At 69.9% G+C, this 24147-nt stretch carries 19 protein-coding genes, 1 tRNA gene and 1 other RNA gene; 7 read left to right on the forward strand and 14 right to left on the reverse strand.

Going from position 1 to position 24147, the window contains the following annotated elements; translation table 11 throughout:
- The first annotated feature begins 14 nt into the window (after positions 1 to 14).
- Positions 15 to 1262 carry a glycosyltransferase gene (locus ID804_RS08760; protein WP_169079392.1) on the forward strand — a complete coding sequence of 416 codons (1248 nt, stop codon included), beginning with the start codon at positions 15 to 17 and terminating at the stop codon, positions 1260 to 1262.
- A 7-nt stretch (positions 1263 to 1269) separates the two neighbouring features.
- Here ID804_RS08760 and ID804_RS08765 read toward each other — a convergent pair whose 3' ends face one another.
- Genes ID804_RS08765 through ID804_RS08775 form a run of 3 tightly spaced genes read right to left on the reverse strand, consistent with a single transcriptional unit; the run spans position 1270 to position 4066 of the window.
- Positions 1270 to 2373 (reverse strand): glycosyltransferase, encoded by a 1104-nt coding sequence (locus tag ID804_RS08765; protein WP_169079390.1) that lies wholly within the window; start codon positions 2371 to 2373, stop codon positions 1270 to 1272.
- Positions 2370 to 3512 carry a glycosyltransferase gene (locus ID804_RS08770; protein ID WP_317451237.1) on the reverse strand — a complete coding sequence of 381 codons (1143 nt, stop codon included), beginning with the start codon at positions 3510 to 3512 and terminating at the stop codon, positions 2370 to 2372. Before ID804_RS08770 ends, ID804_RS08765 begins: the two co-directional genes overlap by 4 nt.
- Positions 3509 to 4066: an LbetaH domain-containing protein gene (locus ID804_RS08775; RefSeq protein WP_169079386.1), complete on the reverse strand. Its 558-nt coding sequence runs from the start codon at positions 4064 to 4066 to the stop codon at positions 3509 to 3511. The genes ID804_RS08770 and ID804_RS08775 overlap by 4 nt, the downstream gene beginning before the upstream one ends.
- A gap of 160 nt (positions 4067 to 4226) precedes the next feature.
- Here ID804_RS08775 and gmd point away from each other — a divergent pair, with 160 nt between their 5' ends.
- The 3 genes from gmd to ID804_RS08790 are packed head-to-tail and all read left to right on the forward strand — an operon-like array spanning position 4227 to position 6942.
- Positions 4227 to 5258 carry a GDP-mannose 4,6-dehydratase gene (gene gmd, locus ID804_RS08780; RefSeq protein WP_169079384.1) on the forward strand — a complete coding sequence of 344 codons (1032 nt, stop codon included), beginning with the start codon at positions 4227 to 4229 and terminating at the stop codon, positions 5256 to 5258.
- A complete protein-coding gene (locus ID804_RS08785; RefSeq protein WP_169079382.1) occupies positions 5255 to 6235 on the forward strand; it encodes a GDP-L-fucose synthase family protein in 981 nt (326 codons plus the stop codon). The genes gmd and ID804_RS08785 overlap by 4 nt, the downstream gene beginning before the upstream one ends.
- Before the next feature lie 59 nt (positions 6236 to 6294).
- A complete protein-coding gene (locus tag ID804_RS08790) occupies positions 6295 to 6942 on the forward strand; it encodes an SDR family oxidoreductase (RefSeq protein WP_169079380.1) in 648 nt (215 codons plus the stop codon).
- Between the two features lie 24 nt (positions 6943 to 6966).
- Here the strand turns inward: ID804_RS08790 and ID804_RS08795 are convergent, their stop codons facing one another.
- Positions 6967 to 8097, reverse strand: a complete 1131-nt coding sequence (locus ID804_RS08795) for an acetate/propionate family kinase (RefSeq protein WP_169079378.1) — start codon at positions 8095 to 8097, stop codon at positions 6967 to 6969.
- Complete coding sequence (pta, locus tag ID804_RS08800; RefSeq protein ID WP_169079376.1) at positions 8094 to 10253, reverse strand: phosphate acetyltransferase; 2160 nt, start codon at positions 10251 to 10253, stop codon at positions 8094 to 8096. Before pta ends, ID804_RS08795 begins: the two co-directional genes overlap by 4 nt.
- 138 nt (positions 10254 to 10391) lie before the next feature.
- Between pta and ID804_RS08805 the strand changes: the two genes are divergently transcribed.
- Positions 10392 to 11924, forward strand: coding sequence for an FAD-dependent oxidoreductase (locus ID804_RS08805; RefSeq protein ID WP_169079374.1), 1533 nt, complete (start codon positions 10392 to 10394; stop codon positions 11922 to 11924).
- Between the two features lie 29 nt (positions 11925 to 11953).
- Here ID804_RS08805 and ffs read toward each other — a convergent pair.
- Positions 11954 to 12050, reverse strand: an RNA gene (gene ffs, locus ID804_RS08810) — signal recognition particle sRNA small type.
- A 57-nt stretch (positions 12051 to 12107) separates the two neighbouring features.
- Here ffs and ID804_RS08815 point away from each other — a divergent pair.
- Both ID804_RS08815 and ID804_RS08820 read left to right on the forward strand, forming a co-directional pair.
- A tRNA-Ser gene (locus ID804_RS08815) sits at positions 12108 to 12192 on the forward strand.
- A gap of 96 nt (positions 12193 to 12288) precedes the next feature.
- Positions 12289 to 12921: a hypothetical protein gene (locus tag ID804_RS08820; protein WP_169079372.1), complete on the forward strand. Its 633-nt coding sequence runs from the start codon at positions 12289 to 12291 to the stop codon at positions 12919 to 12921.
- An 11-nt stretch (positions 12922 to 12932) separates the two neighbouring features.
- Here ID804_RS08820 and ID804_RS08825 read toward each other — a convergent pair whose 3' ends face one another.
- The 8 genes from ID804_RS08825 to mmsA all read right to left on the reverse strand — a co-directional run bounded on the left by ID804_RS08825 (position 12933) and on the right by mmsA (position 24097).
- Entirely contained in the window at positions 12933 to 14627 is a 1695-nt protein-coding gene (locus ID804_RS08825; RefSeq protein ID WP_169079370.1) for a helicase HerA-like domain-containing protein, read from the reverse strand.
- A gap of 33 nt (positions 14628 to 14660) precedes the next feature.
- Positions 14661 to 15953 (reverse strand): saccharopine dehydrogenase family protein, encoded by a 1293-nt coding sequence (locus tag ID804_RS08830; RefSeq protein ID WP_169079368.1) that lies wholly within the window; start codon positions 15951 to 15953, stop codon positions 14661 to 14663.
- 453 nt (positions 15954 to 16406) lie between these two features.
- The gene (locus tag ID804_RS08835) at positions 16407 to 17126 is read right to left on the reverse strand and encodes a phosphatase PAP2 family protein (protein ID WP_169079366.1); all 720 of its coding nucleotides are present in this window, start codon (positions 17124 to 17126) and stop codon (positions 16407 to 16409) included.
- 86 nt (positions 17127 to 17212) lie between these two features.
- Positions 17213 to 18442, reverse strand: a complete 1230-nt coding sequence (locus ID804_RS08840) for a multidrug effflux MFS transporter (RefSeq protein ID WP_169079364.1) — start codon at positions 18440 to 18442, stop codon at positions 17213 to 17215.
- Between the two features lie 158 nt (positions 18443 to 18600).
- Entirely contained in the window at positions 18601 to 19185 is a 585-nt protein-coding gene (locus ID804_RS08845) for an HhH-GPD-type base excision DNA repair protein (protein ID WP_169079362.1), read from the reverse strand.
- Positions 19186 to 19736: 551 nt separating this feature from the next.
- Positions 19737 to 21173, reverse strand: a complete 1437-nt coding sequence (locus ID804_RS08850) for a GH1 family beta-glucosidase (RefSeq protein WP_169079360.1) — start codon at positions 21171 to 21173, stop codon at positions 19737 to 19739.
- A 160-nt stretch (positions 21174 to 21333) separates the two neighbouring features.
- Complete coding sequence (gene mmsB, locus ID804_RS08855; RefSeq protein WP_169079358.1) at positions 21334 to 22554, reverse strand: multiple monosaccharide ABC transporter permease; 1221 nt, start codon at positions 22552 to 22554, stop codon at positions 21334 to 21336.
- Entirely contained in the window at positions 22541 to 24097 is a 1557-nt protein-coding gene (mmsA, locus tag ID804_RS08860; protein WP_169079356.1) for a multiple monosaccharide ABC transporter ATP-binding protein, read from the reverse strand. The genes mmsB and mmsA overlap by 14 nt, the downstream gene beginning before the upstream one ends.
- Positions 24098 to 24147: the final 50 nt, after the last annotated feature.

The following is a 24147-nucleotide window of genomic DNA, read 5'->3' on the forward strand; positions in this document are numbered from 1 at the left end:
GTTACGCTCGGTGCATGACCTCGCCCATCCACGTTTTGCTGATGGGAGTCAACTTCCCCCCGGAGACGACCGGCATCGCGCCGTATACGGGCCGCTCGGCTGCGGGCCTGGCCTCACGGGGGCACAAAGTGCAGGTACTGACCGCCCACCCTCACTATCCGGAGTGGAAGGTAGGGAACGGCTACGGCCAGTGGACGCGCGACGAGACCATTGGCGGAGTGAGCGTGCGGCGACAGCGTCACTACATCCCGCGAGTTCCGTCGCTCAGCCGCCGAGCAATCTCCGAATTGTCGCTGGGCGTCCGGCAAGCTTTCACAAGGTGGGGGCGACCGGACGTGATCGTGGCCGTTTCCCCGGCGCTCCTTACCAGCGCGCTGGTACGACTTCGAACACTCATCCTCCGCGACCGAACTCCTTTTGTCCTTTGGGTCCAAGATCTGTACGGGATCGGGTTAGCTGAAACGGGTGCTCGGCGTGGCGTAGCCGCGAGATTCGTAGGGCTCGTCGAGTTTTGGCTCTTGCGGAGCGCCGACCACGTGATCGTGATACACGAGAGGTTCGCCTCGAAGATCGCCGAAGACTTCGGGCTCGCAGACGACCGGCTTACGGTCATACGCAACTGGACCCACGTCGAGACGGCCCCGGGATCGGATGCTGCCGCGGTTCGTGCGCGTCTCGGATGGGCCCCAGATGAAACCGTCGTCCTGCACGCTGGCAACATGGGAGTCAAGCAAGGGCTCTCACTAGCCGTCGCCGCCGCCAGACGTGCCGAGGAGAAAAACCTCCGCATGCGTTTCGTGTTCTTGGGTGATGGCGCCCAGCGGGACGAGCTTGAGCGAGAGGCAGCGGGACTCGCCGCTGTTGAGTTTCTGGGGTCCGTGCCTGAGAGCGAATTTTCCGGAACGCTCGAGGCCGCCGATGTTCTCCTCGTTCACGAGCTACCCGGCGTGAGCGAGATGGCCGTTCCCAGCAAGCTGACTTCCTATTTCAACTCAGGTCGGCCGGTCGTCGCCGCGACGGACGTCGCCGGCATCACTGCCAGCGAGGTCCGGGCTGCCCAGGGCGGTCTGGTGGTTGCATCCGGCGACATCGAAGGGCTGCTTGAAGCAGTTTCCCTGCTTGCGTCGGACAAGGAGCTTGCCGACCGGCTAGGACAGAATGGAATCTCCTACAGGCGACAGGTTCTCGACGAGACCGTCGCGCTTGAGGCTTTGGAGCGCGTCCTAGTCGCCTCCATATCTGGATCTCCGCGAGGGGCGTAGCGTTTGCTCAGTTCTCGAGCATCGCGATGACCCCGGTGGTGAAATTCGCCACCATCTGCTCGAGGTCAGGAACGGCCCTGCGCTCCAGTCTGGGCACGGACCTGGCTGCAATCTGCATGCCGTGAGCGAACGCTTGAGGCGAGTCCGACAGAATCACAACATCACGGCCTTCCGCCAAATATTCATGCTCAGGCCCGTGGTACTCGTACGACGTCGTGAGGATAGGGAGGCCCATCTCCATCGCCTCCACTGCGATGAGGCCAATGCGACCGGGATTGATTAGCGCATTTGCCGTTTTCGCGACAAGGGCCTTTTCGCGAGGGCCGGCATACCCGAGGCTGATGACCTGTCCCCGGGCGCGATGGCCATTCAGCAAAGACTCCTGCTCACCTCTTCCTCCGACCAGTAGTTTTGCGGACGGGTCGAGTTGCCAGAGGGCGTCCAGCACTTCAGAAAGAAATGCAGTTCCCTTACTCGCGTCTAGCCCGCCGATATAGCCATATACAGGGCCGTTCAAGTGATGCTCGCGCCGGAAGTCTTCGACCTCTTCGGCGCTGAGCTCGCGGATGGCAGAACGGAGCGGTCCCAGGTCAACTGTGTTCCCCAGTGCGGTCACTGATCGGCGAGCGACACCTATCGACCGAGCGAACGCAGCGCCACCATCGGTGTAGGCGAAGATGTGGTCTGCGCGGCGCATCTGGAAGCGTTCCGCGGCCGCATCGAGGGGGTGCGAGTCCGAGACGTAGTCCTTCACATGTCCCCACAGACCAACTCGAAGAGGTCGCACCTTCTTGAGTACCAAAGCTCGGTAGATGTCGAAGTTGCTTCCCATGAGGGGGAGTATCACGCCTGAGCTGTCCCGCCACATGCGAGATGTGTCAGTCAGCATCAAGTTGCGTGAACCGATCGAAATCGCCTTCGCATCGATTCGGTCCGCCCACGGAAGCCAAACGGCGTCCCCTCTCTTCGCCTGCGCCTCCGGCGGAGCGCCAGCGATGAGTCGAAGTTGAATGCCGTTCTCTCGCAGGTCAGATCGAAGTGATTCGAAAAACGCCTCTCGATACGCCGGCACGTACGGCTGCACGACATGAACCGTTTTGAGAGTGCTCATTCGGTGATCCTGGCCAGTTCGCGGTAGATCGCCTGGAGTGAGGCTGCGATCGCATCGATGGAAAAGTGAGCCTCGATGAGTTTCCTCGCGTTTGCACCCGCCTGGACTCGAAGCTGTTCAGAGTCCAGGAAGGTCTGGATCGCCTCGGTGAGTTCTCCCTGTCCAGTACCGACAACCATCCCTGCCGCGGCTTTTTCGATCGCAGGAGCTAGTCCGCAAGAACGCGTGACAATGACCGGCTTGCCGTGAGACATCGCCTCCAGAACCGACATGGGAAACGGTTCATCGATTGAGGGCAGGACATAGAGATCGACCTCCGACAACCGGCCTGACACGTCCTCCGGAGGCAGAGCGCCCGAGATCTGGAGTGACGTAGGCGAGCCAGCGATCACGTGGAGACGACGCACCTCGTCGCCTGATCCTTCATCGGGGCCAGCGATCGAAAACGTCACCTCCGGGTAGCGAGGAATCAGATCGAGAGCGGACTTCGCAAACATCACAGCCCGCTTTCGGGGGTGCAGACGCGCTATGAAGGCAACCTCGAGCGGCCTCTTGTGATCGCGAGGGCCAGAGTCATGGGGGACGGGCACACCATTCACTAATTCGTCGGTGACCAGGCCTGGCCCGGCCACTGCGTGCAGGTCTTCTCTCTCAGCCTCGGTCAGGAAGAGAATCCGCTTCGCACGCCGCATCGTCCTTCGAGTGGCGACCAGGTCGAGCAGACGTGCTGTTGCTTTCGTCGACGAATCCACCATTCCATGTGTCTGGAGGACGGTCGGGACCCCCAGCCATTGCAGCAACATGGCGGCGGGCAGCACAGTCAGATCGCGAGCCAGGTGGATGTGCGCAACGTCAAAGTCTCGGCCATGTCGTCTGATCCAGCTGAGCATGGATGGGGCTGCGTAGCCAGCGAATCCCACTCCTGGGATAGCAACTCGAGACCGAAAGAGTCGGTGATCCACGTCACCCAAGAATGCCGGTGAGTCCCCGGCCCCGTAACCGCGGGCTCCACCGATCAGCACAACATCATTGCCTGCGGAGTCGAGCGCTCTTGCCTGATTCGTGGCGACTCGGACAGGGCCTCCGTACGCCCCGTCAGGGCTGATCAGGGTGACGACGTGGAGAACTCGCAAGTTCAATCGTCCTCGATGAAGCGCTGGCCCTCGATGCCTGCCTGGCCAACGATCGAATTGGCGGGAATCGCGCCGCTCACCACCGTTCCGGGCTTGATGAGTGCAGATGTTCCGATGGCCGAGCCGCCGAGAACGATGCAACGGCTCGTGATCCAGGCGCCCGGTTCGATGGTGATCGGCTTCGTGATGAGCGCCATGTCCGTGCGGTGTGCATGACTGCCGGTGGTCAAGAACGATTCCTGTGAGATGACCACGTCATGGCCCACCTGGATCCGATCCTGATTGTGGAACCAGACACCCTCGCCGATCCAGCTGCGGTCGCCTACAGACAGCTTCCAAGGGAATCGGACGCGCGTTCGCGGGCGGAAGATGACGGACTGGCCTATCGAAGCGCCGAAGAGCCGAAGCACGGCGACCCGCAGTGCGGAGCTCACCTGCCACGGATTGGTGACGAAGAGCAGTTCAAACACGCCCCACAGATATACGACCATCTTCGGCCTGTCCCAGGCCTGACCCTCGCCGGGTGCTCGCGACAGATCGATGACCGGCACGTCATGCATTCACACACCTCTTCTGTCGTCAATCCTGAGTCAATTTCCAACATTATCTCGTGCCGTCCACCGCGACCGCCCGGGCCCGACACGAGGACTCCTTAGAATGGTTACTTGACTTCTCCGGGCATACCTGCCCGCCCCATCAACCCGACTCAGGAAGACATTCGTGACGAAGCGCGCACTCATCACCGGCATCACGGGCCAGGACGGTTCCTACCTCGCAGAGCTTCTGCTCGCCAAGGGGTACGAAGTCCACGGGCTGATCCGGCGAGCATCCACCTTCAACACCGCGCGCATCGATCACCTCTACGTTGACCCGCATGATCCCGAGGCCAAGCTCTTCCTGCACTACGGCGACCTGAGTGACGGGGCGCGCCTCGTCACTCTGCTCGCGGAGATCAACCCCGACGAGGTCTACAACCTCGCCGCGCAGTCGCACGTTCGCGTCTCGTTCGACGAGCCCGAGCACACCGCCGACACGACGGGCACCGGCACGATCCGGATGCTCGAAGCCGTTCGACTCTCGGGCATCAAGACCCGTTTCTACCAGGCCTCGTCGTCTGAGCTGTACGGCGCGACTCCTCCGCCGCAGAACGAGGAGACGCCGTTCTACCCGCGGTCGCCCTACGCGGCAGCGAAGCTCTACAGCTACTGGATCACCAAGAACTACCGTGAGGCGTACGGAATGTTCGCAGTCAACGGCATCCTGTTCAACCACGAATCGCCCCGGCGCGGGGAGACGTTCGTCACCCGCAAGATCACGCGCGCCGTCGCCGCGATCAAGGCCGGTCAGCAGGAACACCTCTACATGGGCAACCTCGACGCGGTGCGCGACTGGGGTTACGCCGCCGAGTACGTCGAGGGCATGTGGCGCATGCTGCAGGTCGACGAGCCCGACGACTTCGTGCTTGCCACCGGGCTCGGCATCACCGTGCGCGAGTTCCTCGAGATCTCGTTCGCTCACGCCGGTCTCGACTGGCAGGAGCACGTTCGCTTTGACGAGCGGTACCTGCGGCCCACCGAGGTCGATGCACTCATCGGCGACCCCAGCAAGGCGGAAGCCAAGCTCGGCTGGAAGGCGACCGTCGACGGGCGCCAGCTCGCGACCCTCATGGTCGACGCCGACATCGAAGCTCTTGAGCACGCCGGCCGCCCGTGGATCGACCGCGTCTCGCTCCCCACCTGGAGCACACAGTGACCGCGAGCGACGGGGTCGAGTACACGCCAGCCGAACTCGATCGCGATGCGGTCGTCTACGTCGCCGGCCATCGCGGGCTCGTCGGCTCGGCCATCTGGCGCAAGCTGCAGCAGGAGGGCTTCACCCGTATCGTCGGGAAGACCTCGGCGGAGCTCGATCTGAAGAACCGCGACGACGTCTTCGCCTACCTCGGCGAGACCAAGCCGCGCTACCTCGTGCTCGCCGCGGCCAAGGTCGGCGGCATCCTGGCCAACAGCACCTACCCGGTCGACTTCCTCAGCGACAACATCCGCATTCAGACGAACGTGCTCGATGCGGCGCTGGCGAACGACGTCGAGCGGGTGATGTTCCTCGGCTCGTCGTGCATCTACCCGAAGTTCGCGCCGCAGCCCATCCGGGAAGACTCGCTGCTGACCGGCCACCTCGAACCCACCAACGACGCGTACGCGATCGCGAAGATCGCTGGCATCATGCACACGCAGGCCGTGCGGCGGCAGTACGGGCTGCCCTGGATCTCGGCCATGCCGACCAACCTCTACGGGCCCAACGACAACTTCTCGCCCACCGGCTCGCACGTACTGCCCGCGCTCATCCGCCGCTACGACGAGGCCGCCCGCGCGGGCAGCACCTCAGTGACGAACTGGGGCACCGGCACTCCGCGGCGGGAGTTCCTTCACGCCGACGACATGGCCGACGCAGTGCTGCACCTCATGGAGCACTACGACGGCCCCGAGCAGGTCAACGTCGGCACGGGCAAGGACACGACCATTCGCGAGATCGCCGAGACCATCGCCGAGGTCGTGGGGTTCGAGGGCGCCACCGAGTGGGACACGACGAAGCCTGACGGCACGCCCCAGAAGCTGCTCGATGTCAGCAAGCTCGCCGAGGCGGGCTGGACGGCGAAGATCGGGCTCCGCGAGGGTCTCGAGCGCACCGTCGCCTGGTACCGCGAGCACCGCGAGGCGCTGCGCGGCTGACCCTGGCTCGTCGCCGCCCGTGGAGGCGGCGCCCAGGGCGGCGTGGTCGGCTGGAGCGCATGCGCATCGCCATCGCCGGAGGACACGGCCAGATCGCCCGACAGCTCTCGAGACTGCTCGCCGTCGGTGGCCACGAGCCCGTCGCGCTCATCCGCAATCCCGACTACGAGGATGACGTCGTCGCGGCAGGGGCGACGCCCGTGGTCATCGACCTCGAGGCCTGCGACGGTGCGGCTCTCGCCGAGGCGATCACCGGATGCGACGCCGTCGTGTTCGCGGCCGGAGCGGGCCCGGGCAGCAGCGCGGCGCGCAAGCTGAGCCTCGACCGCGACGGCGCGATACTGCTCGCCGACGCCGCGGTGCAGGCGGGCATCCGTCGCTACGTGCTGCTGTCGTCGCGCGGGGCCGACAGCTTCGACGCCGACTCCGACGACGTGTTCCAGATCTACCTGCGCGCCAAGAGCGAGGCCGACGCGGCCGTGCGCGGCAACGAACAGCTCGACTGGAGCATCGTGCGGCCCGGCTCGCTCACCGACGCCTCCCCCACCGGGCGGGTGCGCACCGGCGACGACGTCGAGGGGAGCATCCCCCGTGGTGACGTCGCCGCCCTCATCGCGACGCTGCTCGCGACGGGCGCGGGCGTCGGGAAGCAGTTCGAGGTCGTCAGCGGCGAGACGCCGATCGGCGAGGCGGTCGCGGCGCTGTAGGGGCGGGGCGGCGCAGGCGCCCGCTCAGCCGGCGAGCGCCGCCGCCGCGCGCGCGATCGCGAGCTCTTCGTTCGTCGGCACGACGAGCACCTTCACCGCCGCGCCCTCGGGCGAGATCTCGCGGGGCTCGCGCCACGACATCGCGTTGCGGTCGTCGTCGATCGACAGGCCCAGGTGCTGCAGGCCGGCGACCGCGCGGGCGCGCATGACGGGCGAGTTCTCGCCGATGCCGGCCGTGAACACGAGCGCGTCGAGGCCGCCCAGCTGCGCGAGGTACGCGCCCACGTAGTGGCGGATGCGGTGCGCCCACACGTCGAGCGCGAGCCGGGCATCCGCATCGCCGTCGTCGGCGGCCTGTACGACATCGCGCATGTCGCCGCGACCGGTGAGCCCGAGCAGGCCGCTGCGCTTGTTGAGCAGACGATCGAGCTCGTCGACCGACAGGCCCGTGCGCAGCAGGTGCAGCAGCGCCCCCGGGTCGACGTCGCCCGACCGCGACCCCATGACGAGGCCCTCGAGCGGGGTGAGCCCCATCGAGGTGTCGATCGAGCGTCCGCCGTCGATCGCGGTGGCCGACGAGCCGTTGCCGAGGTGCAGCACGATGAGCTTCAGCTGCTCGAGCGGGCGGCCCAGCAGCGCGGCGGCGCGCCCCGCCACGAACTCGTGGCTCGTGCCGTGGAACCCGTACCGCCGCACCCCGTGCGCCTGCGCCACGTCGCGGTCGATCGCATACGTGTACGCCTCGGCCGGCATCGACTGGTGGAAGGCGGTGTCGAACACGGCGACGTGCGGCACGTCGGTCATGACCGCACGAGCGGCGCGGATGCCCGCCAGATTCGCGGGGTTATGCAGCGGCGCGAGGGCGGAGACCCGCTCGATCTGCGCCACCACCTCGTCGGTGACGAGCGTCGGCGCCGTGAAGAGCGAGCCGCCGTGCACGACGCGGTGGCCGACGGCGACGAACGACGCGTCGTCGCCCGCGGCGCCCAGCCGGTCGAGCACGAGGCGCATCCCCTCGGAGTGGTCGGCGGCGTCACCGCCGGGCTCGCCGATGCGCTCGACGAGGCCGCCGATGACCGCCTCGCCGCTCTCGACGTCGACGAGCTGGTACTTGATCGAGCTCGAGCCGGAGTTGACGACGAAGACCCGGCTCACTGGACTCCTCCGATCGTCGAGATCGGCTGCGTCGGCGGCGGCGGCGTGCGCTGCGCCTGGATGGCCGTGATCGCGACCGTGTTGACGATGTCGCTCACGAGGGCGCCGCGACTGAGGTCGTTGACCGGCTTGCGCAGCCCCTGCAGCACGGGCCCGATCGCGACGGCGCCGGCCGAGCGCTGCACCGCCTTGTAGGTGTTGTTGCCCGTGTTGAGGTCGGGGAAGACGAACACCGTCGCGCGCCCCGCCACGGGCGAGCCGGGCATCTTCGTCGCCGCGACGCTCGGCTCGGCGGCCGCGTCGTACTGGATCGGCCCCTCGACGAGCAGGTCGGGGCGGCGCTCGCGCACGATGTGGGTGGCGGCGCGCACCTTCTCGACGTCGTCGCCGGAGCCCGACTCGCCGGTCGAGTACGACAGCATCGCCACGCGCGGCTCAATCGCGAACTGCGCCGCCGTCGCCGCCGAGCTGATGGCGATGTCAGCGAGCTGCTCGCTCGTCGGGTCGGGGATGACCGCGCAGTCGCCGTAGACGAGCACCCGATCGGCGAGGCACATGAGGAAGACGCTCGACACGACGCCGACGCCCGGGTCGGTCTTGATGATCTCGAAGCTCGGGCGGATCGTGTGCGCCGTCGTGTGCGCCGCGCCCGACACCATGCCGTCGGCGAGCCCGAGGTGCACCATCATCGTGCCGAAGTAGCTGACGTCGGTGACGACGTCGCGAGCGATCTCGACCGTGACGCCCTTGTGCGCCCGCAGCCGCGCGTACTCCTCGGCGAAGCGCTGCCGCAGCTGCTCGTCGAGCGGGCTGATGATCTGCGCGGCCGACAGGTCGAGGCCGAGCTCGGCCGCCCGGGCGCGGATGCTCGGCTCATCGCCCAGGATCACCAGGTCGCACACCCCGCGGCGCAGCAGGGTGCCCGCGGCGCGCAGGATGCGGTCGTCGTCGCCCTCGGGCAGCACGATGCGCTTGCGGTCGGCGCGAGCCCGCTCGAGCAGGTCGTGCTCGAACATGAGCGGCGTCACCACCTGGCTGCGGCTGATCTCGAGGCGCTCGAGCAGTCCCTGCCCGTCGACGTGCTTCTCGAAGAGGGCGAGCGCCGTGTCGTACTTGCGCTGGCTGTCGGCCGCGAGGCGCCCGCGCGTCTCGGTGACGCGCAGCACTGTGTCGTAGGTTCCCGAGTCGGTGCGGATGATCGGCAGAGCCGGGTCGAGGCCGTCGACGAGGCTCTGCACGGCATCCGGCGTCTCGAACCCGCCGTAGAGGATGATCGCCGCGATCGACGGGAACGTCTCGGAGGCGTGCGCCATGAGCACGGCCAGCAGCACCTCGCTGCGATCGCCCGGGATGAGCACGACGGCGCCCTCCTGCAGGCGGGGCAGCACGTTCTCCATGCTCATGCCGGCGACGACGACGCTCATCACCTCGCGGCGCAGCAGCTGCGCGTCGCCGCGCACGAAGCGACCGCCGCAGGCCTCCATGACGGCCTCGACGGTCGGCGCGACGAGGTAGCGATCCTCCGGCACGGCCGCGACGAGCGTGTCGGGCACGACCTCCTGCACGGCGGCGACGATCTGCGGCAGCGCTTCGGGGTCGGCGCGGTTGGCGACGATCGCCAGCAGCTGCGCGTGCGCGTGCTCGAGCTCGGCGACGCTCACCTCGGCCGCGCGGCGCATGTCGTCGGCGGTGCGGGCATCGGTGTCGCTGAGTCCGCGCGCGCCCGCCTGCCCGGTCGCGCGACCGCCGAGCACGAGCAGCACCGGCGCGCCCAGGTTCGCCGCGATGCGGGCGTTGAAGCTCAGCTCGGTCGGGCTCGAGACGTCGGTGTAGTCGCTGCCGACGATGACGACCGCGTCGCACTGCCGCTCGACGGCGTGGAACCGGTCGACGATGCGCGCGAGCGCCGCCTCCGGGTCGGCGTGAACGTCGTCGTAGGTGACGCCGATGCACGCCTCGTAGTCGAGCTCGACGCCCGCGTGGGCGAGCAGCAGCTCGAGCACGTAGTCGCGCTCGCTCTCGTGCCGCCCGCGCGCCACCGGCCGGAACACGCCGACCCGTTCGACGCGGTGCGCGAGCGTGTCGAGCACCCCGAGCGCGATCGACGACTTGCCCGAGTTGCCCTCGGCTGACGTGAGATAGATGCTCCTGGCCATCGCAGGCCAGCCTAGGTGCGCGGCCTCGGCGGCTCCCAGGGACTTTCGGCACGGGCATCCGGCACCGGGGGCTAGACCGGACGGATGCTCACCGCAACCCGCTACCCCTGAGAGGTGGCCCTGCCTACCGTGGCGCGCATGACTTCGCTCTGGATCGACCGCGCCCCGCACATCGAGACCGACCCCTTCGAGCAGAACGCGCGCTACGACGTCGTCGTCGTCGGCGCCGGCCTCACCGGACTCACCACCGCCCTGCTGCTCGCCCGCGCCGGCCAGCGCGTGGCCGTCATCGAATCGCGGCGCATCGGTGCCGTCACCACCGGCAACACGACCGCCAAGCTCTCGCTGCTGCAGGGCACGCACCTGCAGCAGATCGCCGCGCGCGCCACCCGTTCGGCGCTCGAGGCCTACGTCGAGGCCAACCGCGAAGGGCAGTCGTGGATGCTGCGCTACGCCGCCGACCACGGCATCGACGTGCAGCGGCGCGACGCCTACAGCTACGCCGAGAGCGAGTCGGGCCACCGGAAGGTGGAGCAGGAGCACGAGGTCGCCCGCGCCGTCGGCCTGCCGACGCAGCTCACCGACGCGCTCGAGCTGCCGTACGCCACGCACGGCGCCGTCATGCTGCCCGACCAGGCCCAGTTCGACCCCATGCAGGTGCTCGCGACCCTCGCCGGCGACGTGCGCGCCCACGGCGGCGTCGTCATCGACGGGGTGAGCGTCACCGGCACGCGCACGCCCGCCGCCGACGACACCGCTGACCTCGTCGAGGTCACCACGTCGCGGGCGAGCGTGTGGGGGCGCCGCGTCGTGCTCGCGACGGGCATCCCCGTCATGGATCGCGGGCTGTACTGGGCGCGCATGACGCCGCAGCGCTCGTACGCGGCGGCGTTCCGCGTGCCCGGCAGCGTGCCGCTCGGCCAGTACCTCAGCGTCGACTCCCCCTCGCGCTCGGTGCGTACCACGCCCGACCACGCCGGCGACGGCGAGCTGCTCGTCATCGGCGGCGCGGGCCACCCCGTCGGCCGCCACGGCACCGACGGCCCCGGCGGGAAGAACCCCTCGCCCGCCGCGCGCATCGCCGAGCTCACCGCGTGGACCGAGCAGCACTGGCCGGGATCGCAGCGCACCCACGTCTGGAGCGCGCAGGATTACGAGCCGACCGACGGCATCCCCTTCGTCGGGTGGGTGCCGTTCACGAAGCGCCGCATCGCGATGGCGACCGGCTACGACAAGTGGGGCATGACGAACGCCGTGCAGGCGGCGCTGCAGCTCAGCGCGCGCCTGCTCGACGGCGAGCTGCCCGGCTGGGCGGAGGAGATGGGCCGACGGCCGGCGATGCCGCGCTCGATCGTCGAGGGCATCGTCGCCAACGCGAAGGTCGCCTGGTGGTACGGGCGCGGGCTCGCGCACGTGCTCACGACGCCGCTGCCCGCCGCGGCGCCCGCCGAGGGCTCCGGGATGACCGGCCGGTCGGGCCGCCGGCTCGAAGCGGTCTCGCGCGTCGACGGGCGCGTGTGCGCGGTCTCGCCGCTGTGCTCGCACCTCGGCGCGCCCCTGAACTGGAACGACCTCGAGCGCTCGTGGGACTGCCCCGCGCACGGCTCGCGGTTCGCCCCCGACGGGCGGCGGCTCGAAGGGCCGGCCAAGACCGACCTGGCGCCGCGGTAGCCGTGGGTCAGCTGGTCGCCGCCCGCAGACACGAGGACTCCCCGCGCACCCGCCAGAGCCCGGTTACCCTTGCTGCGTCTCCGCCCTGGGGGAGTTGGCCTGGATGGCGCCACGCGGGGAGCCGCCACCAGTTTAGGGGTAGGCTCGCTCTCGGTCGTCACGCGTTCGCGCACAGCGACCGCTGGAGGATTCGCCTAGTGGCCTATGGCGCACGCTTGGAAAGCGTGTTGGGTGCAAGCCCTCGGGGGTTCGAATCCCCCATCCTCCGCTCTCCGGCTGCCGGGTACTGCGCGACCTCTCCGGCGGTCGCCACCACGGCGCGCACCCCCACGGTGCTCGTCACGACGGAGACAAGGGGAGCATCGTGAGCCCTGCCCACGACGCGCCCCTCGTCGTGCGCCCGCGCCGACGCCTGCTGCGCGACGGCCTGCTCGCGATCGGCCTCGTCGTCGTCGCCCTCGGCGCTCCCCTGCTGCTGTTCGCCGTGCCGAACGGCACCGTCGCGGTCGTCATCGCCGCCGTCGGGGTCATCGTCGCGCTCTGCCTCGTCGGCGCCCTCGACTTCGCGCGCGCCGCCATCACGATCCATGACGGGATGCTCGAGAAGCGGTCGTTCCTGCGCCCGGCGATGCGCGTGCCGCTGGAGTCGGTGTCGATCGTGCACGTGCTGCCCGTCGTGCCGGCCGGCACCACGCGGGCCGTGCCCCAGTTGCTCGCGCTCGACGCTGCGGGGCGGCGGGTCTTCCGCATGCGGGGCCAGTACTGGAGCACCGCCGCGATCGACGACGTCGCCGAGGCCTCGCGCGCGCCCGTCGTGCGCGCGGACGAACCGCTCACCGTGCGCGAGTTCCACGACGCCTGGCCGCAAGCCGCCTACTGGTACGAGAACCGCCCCGGCCTCGCCGCGCTCGGCTTCGGGCTGGTCGTGCTGGTCGCCGCGGTCGTCGTGTACGGGATGCTCGCGCTCGCGGGCATTCGCATCGCCGCGGGGGCGTAGGCGCGGCCGACCTAGCGCCGCTTGAGCGTGCCGAAGATGCCGCGCAGCACCTCGCGCACGATCGTCTGCCCCGTGCGCGAGCCGAGCGCGTCGCCGATGACGTCGCCGATGCCGCCGCCCGCGCCGCCGCTCGAGCCGCCGCGCCGCGTCGTCGTGCGGGTGGTCGTGCGGGTGCCGCCCGAGCGCCGCAGCCGCTCGCGCTCGGCACGCGCCGCCTCCGCCGCGATGCGGTCGTGCTCCTTGCGCTCCTGCTCAGCGCGCTCGGCCTCCGCCTCCGCCGCCTCCCGCTGCGCCTCCGCCTCGGCGGCGGCGTTCATCTTCGCGGTCAGCAGCTCGTACGCCGACTCGCGATCGACTGCGGTGCCGTAGCGCGGCAGCAGGGGTGAGGCCGCGATCGTCGCCGCCAGGTGGTCGGCGGGCGCAGCATCCATCGAGCCCTGCGGAGCCCGCAGGCGCGTCCACGCCACCGGCGACGGCGCCCCCTTCTCGTTCATCACCGTCACGATCGCCTCGCCGATGCCGAGGGTCGTCAGTACCTCGGCGAGGTCGTAGCCGCTCGTCGGGTACGTCGACACGGTCGACTTCAGCGCCTTCGCGTCGTCGGGGGTGTGCGCGCGCAGCTGGTGCTGGATGCGCGAGCCGAGCTGGGCGAGCACGTCGGTCGGAACATCCTTCGGGGTCTGCGTGACGAAGAACACCCCGACGCCCTTCGAGCGGATCAGCCGCACCGTCTGCGTGATCGACGCCAGGAACTCCTTGCTCGCGTCGCGGAACAGCAGGTGCGCCTCGTCGAAGAAGAACACGAGCTTCGGCTTGTCGAGGTCGCCCACCTCGGGCAGGTCGTTGAACAGGTCGGCGAGCATCCACATCAGGAACGTCGAGAACAGCGCCGGCTGGTCGTGCACGCCGGGGATCTCGAGCAGGCTCACGACACCCCGGCCATCGGGCGTGGTGCGCAGCAGGTCGGCCGTGTCGAACTCGGGCTCGCCGAAGAACTGGTCGGCGCCCTGCGCGGCGAACGCCACGAGCTCGCGCAGGATCACGCCCGCCGTCGCCTTGCTCAGCCCGCCCAGCTGCTCGAGCGCCGGCTTGCCCTCCTCGCTCGTGAGGAACTGCACGACCGCGCGCAGATCCTCCAGGTCGACCAGCGGCAGCCCCTCCTGGTCGGCGAAGTGGAAGACCAGCGCGAGGCTCGACTCCTGCGTGTCGTTGAGGCCCAGCACCTTGCTCAGCAGCAGCGGGCCGAAGCTCGAGATCGTCGCCCGCACCGGGATGCCGCGGCGGCCGGGCTCGCTCGCGTCGCCGCCGAGCGCCAGGAACTCGGTGGGGAACGCCTGCCCCACCCACTGCTGCCCGATGCCGGCCGTGCGCGCCAGCAGCTTCTCGCTGCCCTCGCCCGCGATCGCGATGCCGCTCAGGTCGCCCTTGATGTCGGCCGCGAACACCGGCACGCCCGCCGCGCTCAACTGCTCGGCGAGCACCTGCAGCGTCTTCGTCTTGCCGGTTCCCGTCGCCCCGGCGACGAGCCCGTGCCGGTTCGTCATCGCGATCGGGATGCGCACGGGCACGTCGGCGAGCGCGTCGCCGTTGACGAGGGCGCCGATCTCGAGCACGGCACCCTCCACCTCGTAGCCAGAGCGGATCGCGGCCACCTGCTCGTCGGTGAGGGGGCCTGCGGGGGAATCGGGGGCGGCGTTGCTCGTCATGCGGCCGAGCCTAGGCGAGTGTGCGTCGTCGCGTCAGGCAGTCGCGGCCGGCGTGCGCTCCTCGAGGCCCCAGGCCTGGCCGTAGCCGCCCTCCGCCCCGGGGCGCGCCATGAGCTCGAGGAACGGCTGCGCGTCGAACGCCTCGGGGCCGAGAACGCCGGTGCCGCTCCACACGCCGGTGGCGAGCAGTTCGAGCGCGATCACCGGGTTGAGGGCGGTCTGCCACACCACGCACTGGCTGCCGTACTCGCGCATCGTCCACTCGTTGTCGGCCACGTGGTACAGGTACACCTCGCGGGGCGCGCCGTCGACGCCGGTGCCCGTGACCCAGAGGCCCGCGCAGGTCTTGCCGGTCATCCGCTCACCGATCGTGGCCGGGTCGGGCAGGGCCGCCGCGACGACGTCTCGGGGGCTGACCATGACGGGGCCGTTCGCCGAGCGCACCCGCAGCGGCTCGGTCTTGTCGAGGCCGAGCAGGTTGAGGGTCTTCAGCACGCCGATGAACTCGTCGCCGAGCCCGTACTTGAACGTGACGCGCTTCGCGTCGAGCCAGCGCGGCATGAGCAGCACCTCCTCGTGCTCGACGTTGACGCACTCGACGGGGCCGATGCCCTCCGGGAAGACGAAGGTCTCTGGCTCGCTGAACGGCGGGGTCGTGAACCAGCCGCGGCCCTTCTCCCAGATCACGGGAGGGTTCAGGCACTCCTCGATGGTCGTCCAGATGCTGAAGCTCGGGGCGAAGATCTCGTTGCCGGCGTCGTCGCGCACCGCGAGGTTCGCGCCGTCACGGGTGCCGAGCTCGTCGACCTCGCGGAAGAGGTGGTCGACGGCGTAGCGCGCGAAGACGTCGCTGAGTCCGGGCTCGACGCCCATGCCGACGAGGGCGAGGCGGCCGGCCTTCTGCCAGTCGTCGGCGGCGGCGAACTGCTCGTCGCCGAGCTTCACGCCGGTCTGCTCGTGGGGGCGCTCGGGATGCGGATGCGACAGGCTCATCGCCATGTCGAGGTAGTCGGCGCCCGCCGCGAGGGCGCCGGCGAAGATCGTCGGCACGAACTTCGGCTCGACGGCGTTCATGACGTGCGTCACGCGGTGCTCGCGGGCGACCCGCTCGACATCGGATGCCGCGCTCGCGTCGATCTGCGCCGCCACGAAGCGCGGGGTCGCGCCGGAGGGTGCCGGGTGCCGCTCGGTCACCCAGGCCACGGTGCGCTCGGCGCGGGCCAGGTCGTAGTCGCTCACGACGACCTGCTCGAAGAAGTCACGGCGCGCGGCGATCTTGGCGATGGCGTCTCCGACGCCGCCGGCGCCGACCAGGAGGATCCTCATGTCAACCATTGTTGTCCAGGTGGACAACTTGCGCAAGGGCGGGTGCGGGCGGGGCCGGCGTGAGGCGCCACGGGCCGGCCCGCCCTCCAGGGACGGAGGGCTGCAGCGCTTCCGGCCGCACTCACTACGGCTTCGGGCACACACCACGGTTGACGGCGTGTGGTGTGCCGCGAACTGTAGTGAGTGATCCCAGTCGGCTGGGGTCGAGCGGCCAGCCTCCGCCCGGTCCCCTGATCGGGTGTCGCGTGGGCCCGGGGGCCTCGCGGCCCTCCGCCTCCGAGTTCACCCCCGCACGCACTGCTGTTCAGGGCATGCACAGCGCCGTGAACAGTGTGGTCTGCCGCGTTCAGTAGTCTGTGCGCCCCCGAGTCGAGGCCGACGGCCGAGGACGGGCAGCCCCGCGGCTCACGTGCGCGGGCGGGCGGGCGCGCGGCGCGCGTTGCGCGCCGCCGCTCAGGCGAGCGGGCGGGCGCCCTCCGCCGGCGTGAGCGGCGTGCGGGCGGCGCCGGTCGGCTCGCCCTCCCCGTCGCGCGGCCGCGGCTCGCCGGCCAGTCGACCTGCCAGCGGCGCCCAGACGATGACGGCGACGGCCGCGCCGATGAGGGCGCCGCCGAGCGTGTCGGTGACCCAGTGCGCGCCGAGGTAGGTGCGGCTCAGCGCCATCATGACGACCCACGCGATGCCGAGCATCCACACCCAGCCCCGCCCCTTCACGAGACCGAACAGCACGATGAGGGTCGTCGCGACGGTCGCCGCGTTGGCGACGTGCCCCGACGGGAACGAGCCGAAGTCGGCGGTGACGAGGATGTCCTCCGGGCGGGCGCGCGCGAACAGGCTCTTGAGCAGCTGCACGACGCCGGCCGAGGCGGCCGCGGCGACGATCGAGTAGAGCGCGCCCCACGGCCGGCGCGCGAGCAGCAGCAGCGCGACGAGCCCGAGCGGCACGACGAAGACGCCGACGACGCCGCCGCCGAGCCGATCCATGAGCAGCGCCGGAACCTGCCAGTACGGGCTGCGGTGCTCGATGACCTCGGCCATCCAGTCGGCGTCGAGGTCGAGGGGCGACTCGCGCAGCACGACGAGCAGCCCGACGGCGGCGGCGACGGCGAGCGCGACGGTGCCGCTCACGAGCGGCCAGCGGCGGGCGATGTGACGGTGCTGTGCGGCCTTCATGCGGGCACCCTATCGAGCGGCGATGACGGATGCTCGGCGCCGCTCAGCCCCCGCGCAGGCCGCGCGGCTCGTCGCCGGCGGGTCGCTCAGCGGGACAGCGCGGGCACCGTGCTCGGTCGCACGACGACCCACAGCGAGAGCACCGCGACCGTGGCCGCGACGGCCATCGCGGCGCCCATGGGCGTCGCGCTGGCGATGCCGAACGCTCCCACCACGGGCGAGAGCAGCCCGGCGAGGCCGAAGTTCATGGCGCCGAGCAGGGAGGCCGCGGTGCCGGCCTCCTTGCCGTGGTTGGCGAGCGCGAGCACCTGCACCATGGGGAACCCGAACCCGCACGCCATGATGAACAGGAACAGCGGCACGATCGTGCCCCACATGCCGGCGCCGAGCTGGTCGAGCACGACGATCGCGATGGCGCTCGAGAGCAGCACAGCGGTCGAGCAGGCGAGGATCCACTGCGGTGGCACCCGCTTCGCGAGCCGCGAGCTGATCTGCACGCCCGCGACGACGCCGATCGAGTTGGTGGCGAACACGACGCCGTACCCCTGCGGGTCGAGCCCGTAGACCTCCTGGAAGAGGAAGGGCGACGCCGACAGGTAGGCGAACAGGCCGGTGAAGGTGAAGCCGCCGACGATCGCGATGCCGACGAACACCCGGTCGCGGAACAGCGCGCGGTACCGCTCGCCGATCGTCGCGTGGCCGCGGTCGACGCGGCGCGCGGGCGGCAGCGTCTCGACGATGAACAGCCACGAGGCGACGACGACGAGCACGCCGTATCCGGCCAGCACGACGAAGAGACCGCGCCACTCGGTGACGAGCAGCAGCTGCGAGCCGATGAGCGGCGCGAGGATGGGGGCGAGGCCGTTGACGAGCGACAGGCGGCTGAGCATCCGCACCAGGGGGTACCCGCCGAAGAGGTCGCGCACCATCGCCATGGCGACGACGCCGCCCGCTGCCGCGCCGGCGCCCTGCAGCACGCGCGCCGCGAGCAACCAGCTGATGTCGGGCGCCGCGGCGACCATGAGGCTCGCGCCGACGTGCACGCTCGAGGCGAGGATGAGCGGCAGCCGCCGGCCGACGCGGTCGCTCCAGGGGCCGACGATGAGCTGGCCGAAGCCGAACCCGACCATCGTCGCGGTGAGGGTGAGCTGCACGATCGCGGTGCGCACGCCCAGGTCGGCTTCGACCTGCGGGAACGCCGGCAGGTACAGGTCGACGGTGAACGGCCCGAGGGCGGTGAGGGCGCCGAGCACGATCACGTAGACGATGCGCTGGCGGCGGGTGAGGCTGTCTCCGGGGTGCACGACGTGGGTCATCGCCGTTCACTGTACGGAAGCGAACGTCCGTTGTCGAATCGATTCGATACTCTCGAGGGGGATGCTCCGCGCGGGTCGTTCGCGCGCGGCGCGCCGTCCGGCCACCGTGCTGCTGCCCGGCCCGCGTGTCGCCACGCGGCGGCCAGGGGTTACGCGACCTACCCCTTCGCGGCCTTCGCCTTCGCCGCCTTCTTCGCCTCGCGCACCTTCGCGAGCGACTCGGCGTCGACGATGTCGGCGACCGACCGGTACGAGCCCTCGACGCCGTAGTCGCCGGCCGCTTCGCGCCAGCCGGGCGCGTCGACCCCGTACTGCTTGCCGAGCAGCGCGAGGAAGATCTTCGCCTTCTGCTCGCCGAAGCCCGGCAGTTCGCGCAGCCGGCGCAGCACCTCGGCGCCGTCGGGCGCGAGCCCGTCGAGACCGGGCCGCGTCCAGATCGCGTCAGCGTGGCCGCCCCAGTCGTCGCGCACGGCGGCGGCGAGCGCCTGCACGCGCGCGGCCATCGAGCCCGGGAACCGGTGCACCGCGGGCGACTCCTTGAAGAGCGCCGCGAACGCCTCGGGGTCGGCGTTCGCGATGGTCTCCGGGTCGAACGAGCCCATCCGATCGCGAATCTTCGCGGGCCCCGCGAAGGCCGTCTCCATGGGCACCTGCTGGTCGAGCAGCATGCCGACCAGGAGCGCGAACGGGTCGTCGGTGAGCAGGGCGTCGGCGGGAGCATCCCCCGTGATGTTCAGAGCCATGCGCGCATCGAACCACGCCCGCCTGCGACGCCGCTCAGCGCCGGCGCCCGCGGGCGAGACGCGGTGCCGACGGCCCTGGGTGCGGGCTCCCGCTGGCCCGGGCGCCGGGGGCGGGCAGGGGCGGGCGGGGGCGCCGGGGGGCGGGCGCGGGCGGGCGCGGCGCCAACGCGCGGCGTTCGGACGGGGTGACGCGCGCCCCGCGCTCGCGGGCCGGGAAGTCGGACGCCCGGGAGCCGAGCCGCGGTAGTCGGACGCCCGGGAGCCGAGCCGCGGGGGACGGACGCCCGGCGAAAACGACTGCCTCCCGGTGCACTCTGCGAACTGCGGAATATCGCGAACGGCACTCGCGATATTCCGCAGTTCGCAGAGTCTGGCCGGAGGTCCACCCGGGGCGAGGCGTCGCGAGCTCGGCCGAGCTCGGTGGCCAGGCGACGCGAGCCCGGCCGACCTCGGTGACCGGGCAGGCGGACCGGGCGCGACCCGGGAGCGCGAGCCGTTCTGGTCGCGGCGATCGAGACGAGTCGTGAGTGGGGCAGCCGAGCCCCTCTCCCCTACTCGGGGATGCGCCGCGTGCGGATCAGCTCGCTGTACCAGTGCGCCGAATCCTTGGGCGTGCGCTCGAGGGTGTCGTAGTCGACGTGCACGATGCCGAACCGCTTCGTGTAGCCGTAGGCCCACTCGAAGTTGTCCATGAGGCTCCACACCTGGTAGCCGCGCAGGTCGACGCCGCGCTGCATCGCGCGGTGCGCCGCCGTGAAGTGCCGGCGCAGGTAGTCGATGCGCAGCGGGTCGTGCACGCGGCCGTCGATGACGACGTCGTCGAACGCGGCGCCGTTCTCGGTGATCATGAGTGGCAGCGTCGGGAACTGCTCGTGCAGGTCGACCAGCAGCGACTCGAAGCCGTCGGGGGCGATGTTCCACCCCATCGCCGTGTACGGGCCCGGCTGCTGCACGAACTCGACGTGCTCGCTGCCCGGCCACGGCGAGCCGGCCGCCTGCCCGTGGCCGTCGGCGTTGGTGCGGGGCGAGACGCCATCCCACATCTTCACCGTCACCGTGGAGTAGTAGTTGACGCCGAGCACGTCGATCGGCTGGTGGATGAGCTCGAGGTCGCCCGGCCGCACGAACTGCCAGTCGGTGACGGCAGCGGTGTCCTCCAGCAGGTCGGCGGGGTAGGCGCCGCGCAGCATCGGGCCGGTGAAGGCGCGGTTCGCGAGCGCGTCGATGCGCCGGATCGCCTCGGCCTGCGACTCCTCAGGCGCATCCTCGGCGCCGCGGATCGAGTGCAGGTTGAGGGTCGCCGAGTACTGCGCGTCGGGCTTGCGCACCGCGTCGCGCAGCGCTGTGAGGCCGAGGCCGTGCGCGAGGTTGAGGTGGTGCACGGCGGTGAGGGCGGCGCGGCCGCTCGTCACGCCCGGCGCGTGCACGCCCGAGCCGTAGCCGAGGTACGCGCTGCACCACGGCTCGTTGAGGGTCGTCCACATGGCGATGCGGTCGCCGAGCGCCTCGCCCATGAGGTGCGCGTAGTCGGCGAAGCGGTACGCGGTGTCGCGGTTCGTCCAGCCGCCCGCGTCTTCGAGGGTCTGCGGCAGATCCCAGTGGTAGAGCGTCGCGATGGGCGTGATGCCGCGCGCGAGCAGCCCGTCGACGAGGCGGCTGTAGAACCCGAGGCCGCGATCGTTCGCGGGGCCGCTGCCGGTCGCCTGGATGCGCGGCCACGCGATCGAGAAGCGGTACGACTGCAGGCCCAGCCGCTGCATGAGGTCGAGGTCGGCGTCGAGCCGGTGGTAGTGGTCGCAGGCGACGTCACCGGTGTGGCCGTGCAGCACCTTGCCGGGGGTGCGGCTGAAGGTGTCCCAGATGGAGGCGCCGCGGCCGTCCTCCTGGGCGGCGCCCTCGATCTGGTAACTCGCGGTGGCGGATCCGAACACGAACCCCTCGGGGAACTCGAGGCCTGCGTCGCGGTAGTCGGGGGTGCCCTGCGTCATGCTGTCGAGCCTACGCGCGAAAGGGTGGAACCGCTCCCACATCCGCGCGGCCCGCGCCGGGCATCCACCCCCGAAGTCGGCGGCGGATGCCCGCCCGCGCCCGCGCGACGACGCCCCGGCCGCCAGAGACGGCGACCGGGGCGTCGAGGCTGCGAGTGGCTCAGCCGCGGGCGCGGCGCTTGTTCCACACGTCGAAGGCGACCGCGAGCAGCAGCACGAGGCCCTTGATGAACTGCTGGTAGTCGGTCGAGACGCCCAGCAGCGACATGCCGTTGTTGAGCACACCCATGATGAGACCACCGGTGATCGCGCCGACCACCGTGCCGACGCCGCCCTGCACCGCCGCGCCGCCGATGAACGCCGCCGCGATCGCGTCGAGCTCGAACAGGTTGCCCGCGCCGGGGCCCGCCGAGTTCAGGCGACCGGTGAAGATGATGCCGGCGAGCGCCGCCAGCACGCCCATGTTGACGAACAGGTAGAAGTCGATCTTGCGCGACTGGATGCCCGACAGGTCGGCCGCGTGACGGTTGCCGCCGACCGCGTAGATGTGGCGGCCGAAGACGCTGCGGTTCATGACCGCCGTGTAGACCACGACGAGCACGCCGAGCACGATGAGCACGATCGGGGTGCCGCGCGAGCCGGGCGCCACGCCGAGCAGGTAGGTGAGGAAGAGGATGAGGCCCGCGCCGAAGGCGACCTTCACAATGAACCACCACGTCGGCTCGGTCTCGAGGTTCAGCTTGGCGCGCTTCATGCGGCCCTTCAGCTGCGAGGCGATGAACATGATGAGCGCGAGGGCGCCGAGGCCGACCGTGATCCACTCGGCGGGCGAGGTCGCCGCCGGGAACAGCTGCGGGAAGAGGTAGCCACCGCCGAGCTGGCGGTACTCGGTCGGGAACGGCGTGATCTGCGTGTTGCCGAGCACGATCTGCGTGAGCCCTCGGAACAGCAGCATGCCCGCGAGCGTCACGATGAACGCCGGGATGCCCACGTACGCGACCCAGAAGCCCTGCCAGACGCCGACCAGGGCGCCGATGAGGAGGCCGGCGAGGATCGCCACCCACCACGGCAGGCCCATGTCGCGCACCATGACACCGGTCATCGCGCCGACGAACGCTGCGACCGAGCCGACCGAGAGGTCGATGTGCCCGGCGATGATGATCATCACCATGCCGATCGCGAGAATCAGGATGTAGCTGTTCTGCACGATGATGTTCGACACGTTGCCCGCGGTGAGCAGGCGACCGTCGGTCAGCACCTGGAACAGCAGCACGATGACGATGAGCGCCAGGAAGATGCCGATCTGGCGCAGGCGCGAGGTGAGGAAGCCGAGCACCTCCGAACGGCCGGACGCGGGGGCGGTTGCGCTAGCCGATGACATGGTCGGCCTCCTTCTCCTTGGTCATGAGCACCATGAGTGCTTCGGGGGTGGCCTGCTCGATCGGCAGCTCACCGGTGATGTGGCCCTCCGAGAGGGCGTAGATGCGGTCGCAGATGCCGAGCAGCTCGGGCAGCTCGCTCGAGATGACGATGACCGCCTTGCCCTGCGCGGCAAGGCTGTTGATGATCGTGTAGATCTCGTACTTCGCGCCGACGTCGATTCCGCGCGTCGGCTCGTCGAGGATCAGCAGCTCGGGGTCGGAGTACAGCCACTTCGACAGCACGACCTTCTGCTGATTGCCGCCGGAGAGCTTGCCCGTGATCGCGTCGACCGAGGGCGCCTTGATGTTCATGCTCTTGCGGTAGCCCTCGGCGACGAGGTGCTCCTCGCCGGCGTCGACCCAGCCGCGCTTCGCGAGCTTGCGGATGCCCGCGGCCGAGATGTTCCGCTTGATGTCCTCGATCAGATTGAGGCCGTAGACCTTGCGGTCCTCCGTGGCGTAGGCGAGACCGCTCGCGATCGCCTCGGGCACCGTTCGGGCCTGGATCTCTTTGCCGTGCATGTACAGCCGGCCGGTGATCTTCGAGCCGTACGAGCGACCGAAGATGCTCATCGCGAGCTCGGTGCGCCCCGCGCCCATGAGCCCGGCGATGCCGACGACCTCGCCGGCGCGCACCGACAGCGAGGCGCCGTGGATGATCGTGCGGTTCGTGTCGGTCGGGTGGTGCACCGTCCAGTCCTCGACGCGGAACACCTCCTCGCCGACCTCGACCGAGCGGTCGGGGTAGCGGTGCTCGAGGTCGCGGCCGACCATGCCCTTGATGATGCGGTCCTCCGAGACCGCGTCGCCCTCGAGGTCGAGCGTCTCGATCGTGCGACCGTCGCGGATGATCGTGACCTCGTCGGCGATCGCTTTGATCTCGTTGAGCTTGTGGCTGATGATGATCGACGTGATGCCCTGCTCGCGCAGGTGGCGGATCAGGTCGAGCAGGTGCGCGGAGTCCTCGTCGTTGAGGGCGGCGGTCGGCTCGTCGAGGATCAGCAGCTTGACGTCCTTCGAGAGCGCCTTCGCGATCTCGACGAGCTGCTGCTTGCCGACGCCGATGTCGCGCACCACGGTGGTCGGGCTGTCGCCGAGACCCACGCGCGCGAGCAGCTTCTGCGCCTCGAGGTTGGTCGCATCCCAGTCGATGAAGCCGTTCTTCGAGCGCTCGTTGCCGAGGAAGATGTTCTCGGCGATCGACAGGTAGGGGCTCAGCGCGAGCTCCTGGTGGATGATGACGATGCCCGACTTCTCGCTGTCGCGAATGTCTTTGAACTCGACGGTCTCGCCCTCGAAGACGATGTCGCCGGTGTAGGTGCCGTGCGGGTATACGCCCGAGAGCACCTTCATGAGGGTCGACTTGCCGGCGCCGTTCTCGCCGCAGATGGCGTGCACGTGGCCGCGCTCGACCGTGAGCGAGACGTTCTGCAGCGCCTTGACGCCCGGGAACTCCTTGGTGATGGAACGCATCTCGAGGATGGTGCTCACGACACTCCTCATTCCTCTTCTGGGTGGTCGCTGATCAGAGGGCTGGTGCGGGCCCGGCCGGC

Source organism: Microcella alkalica, assembly GCF_014595885.1.
GTDB lineage: Bacteria > Actinomycetota > Actinomycetes > Actinomycetales > Microbacteriaceae > Microcella > Microcella alkaliphila_B.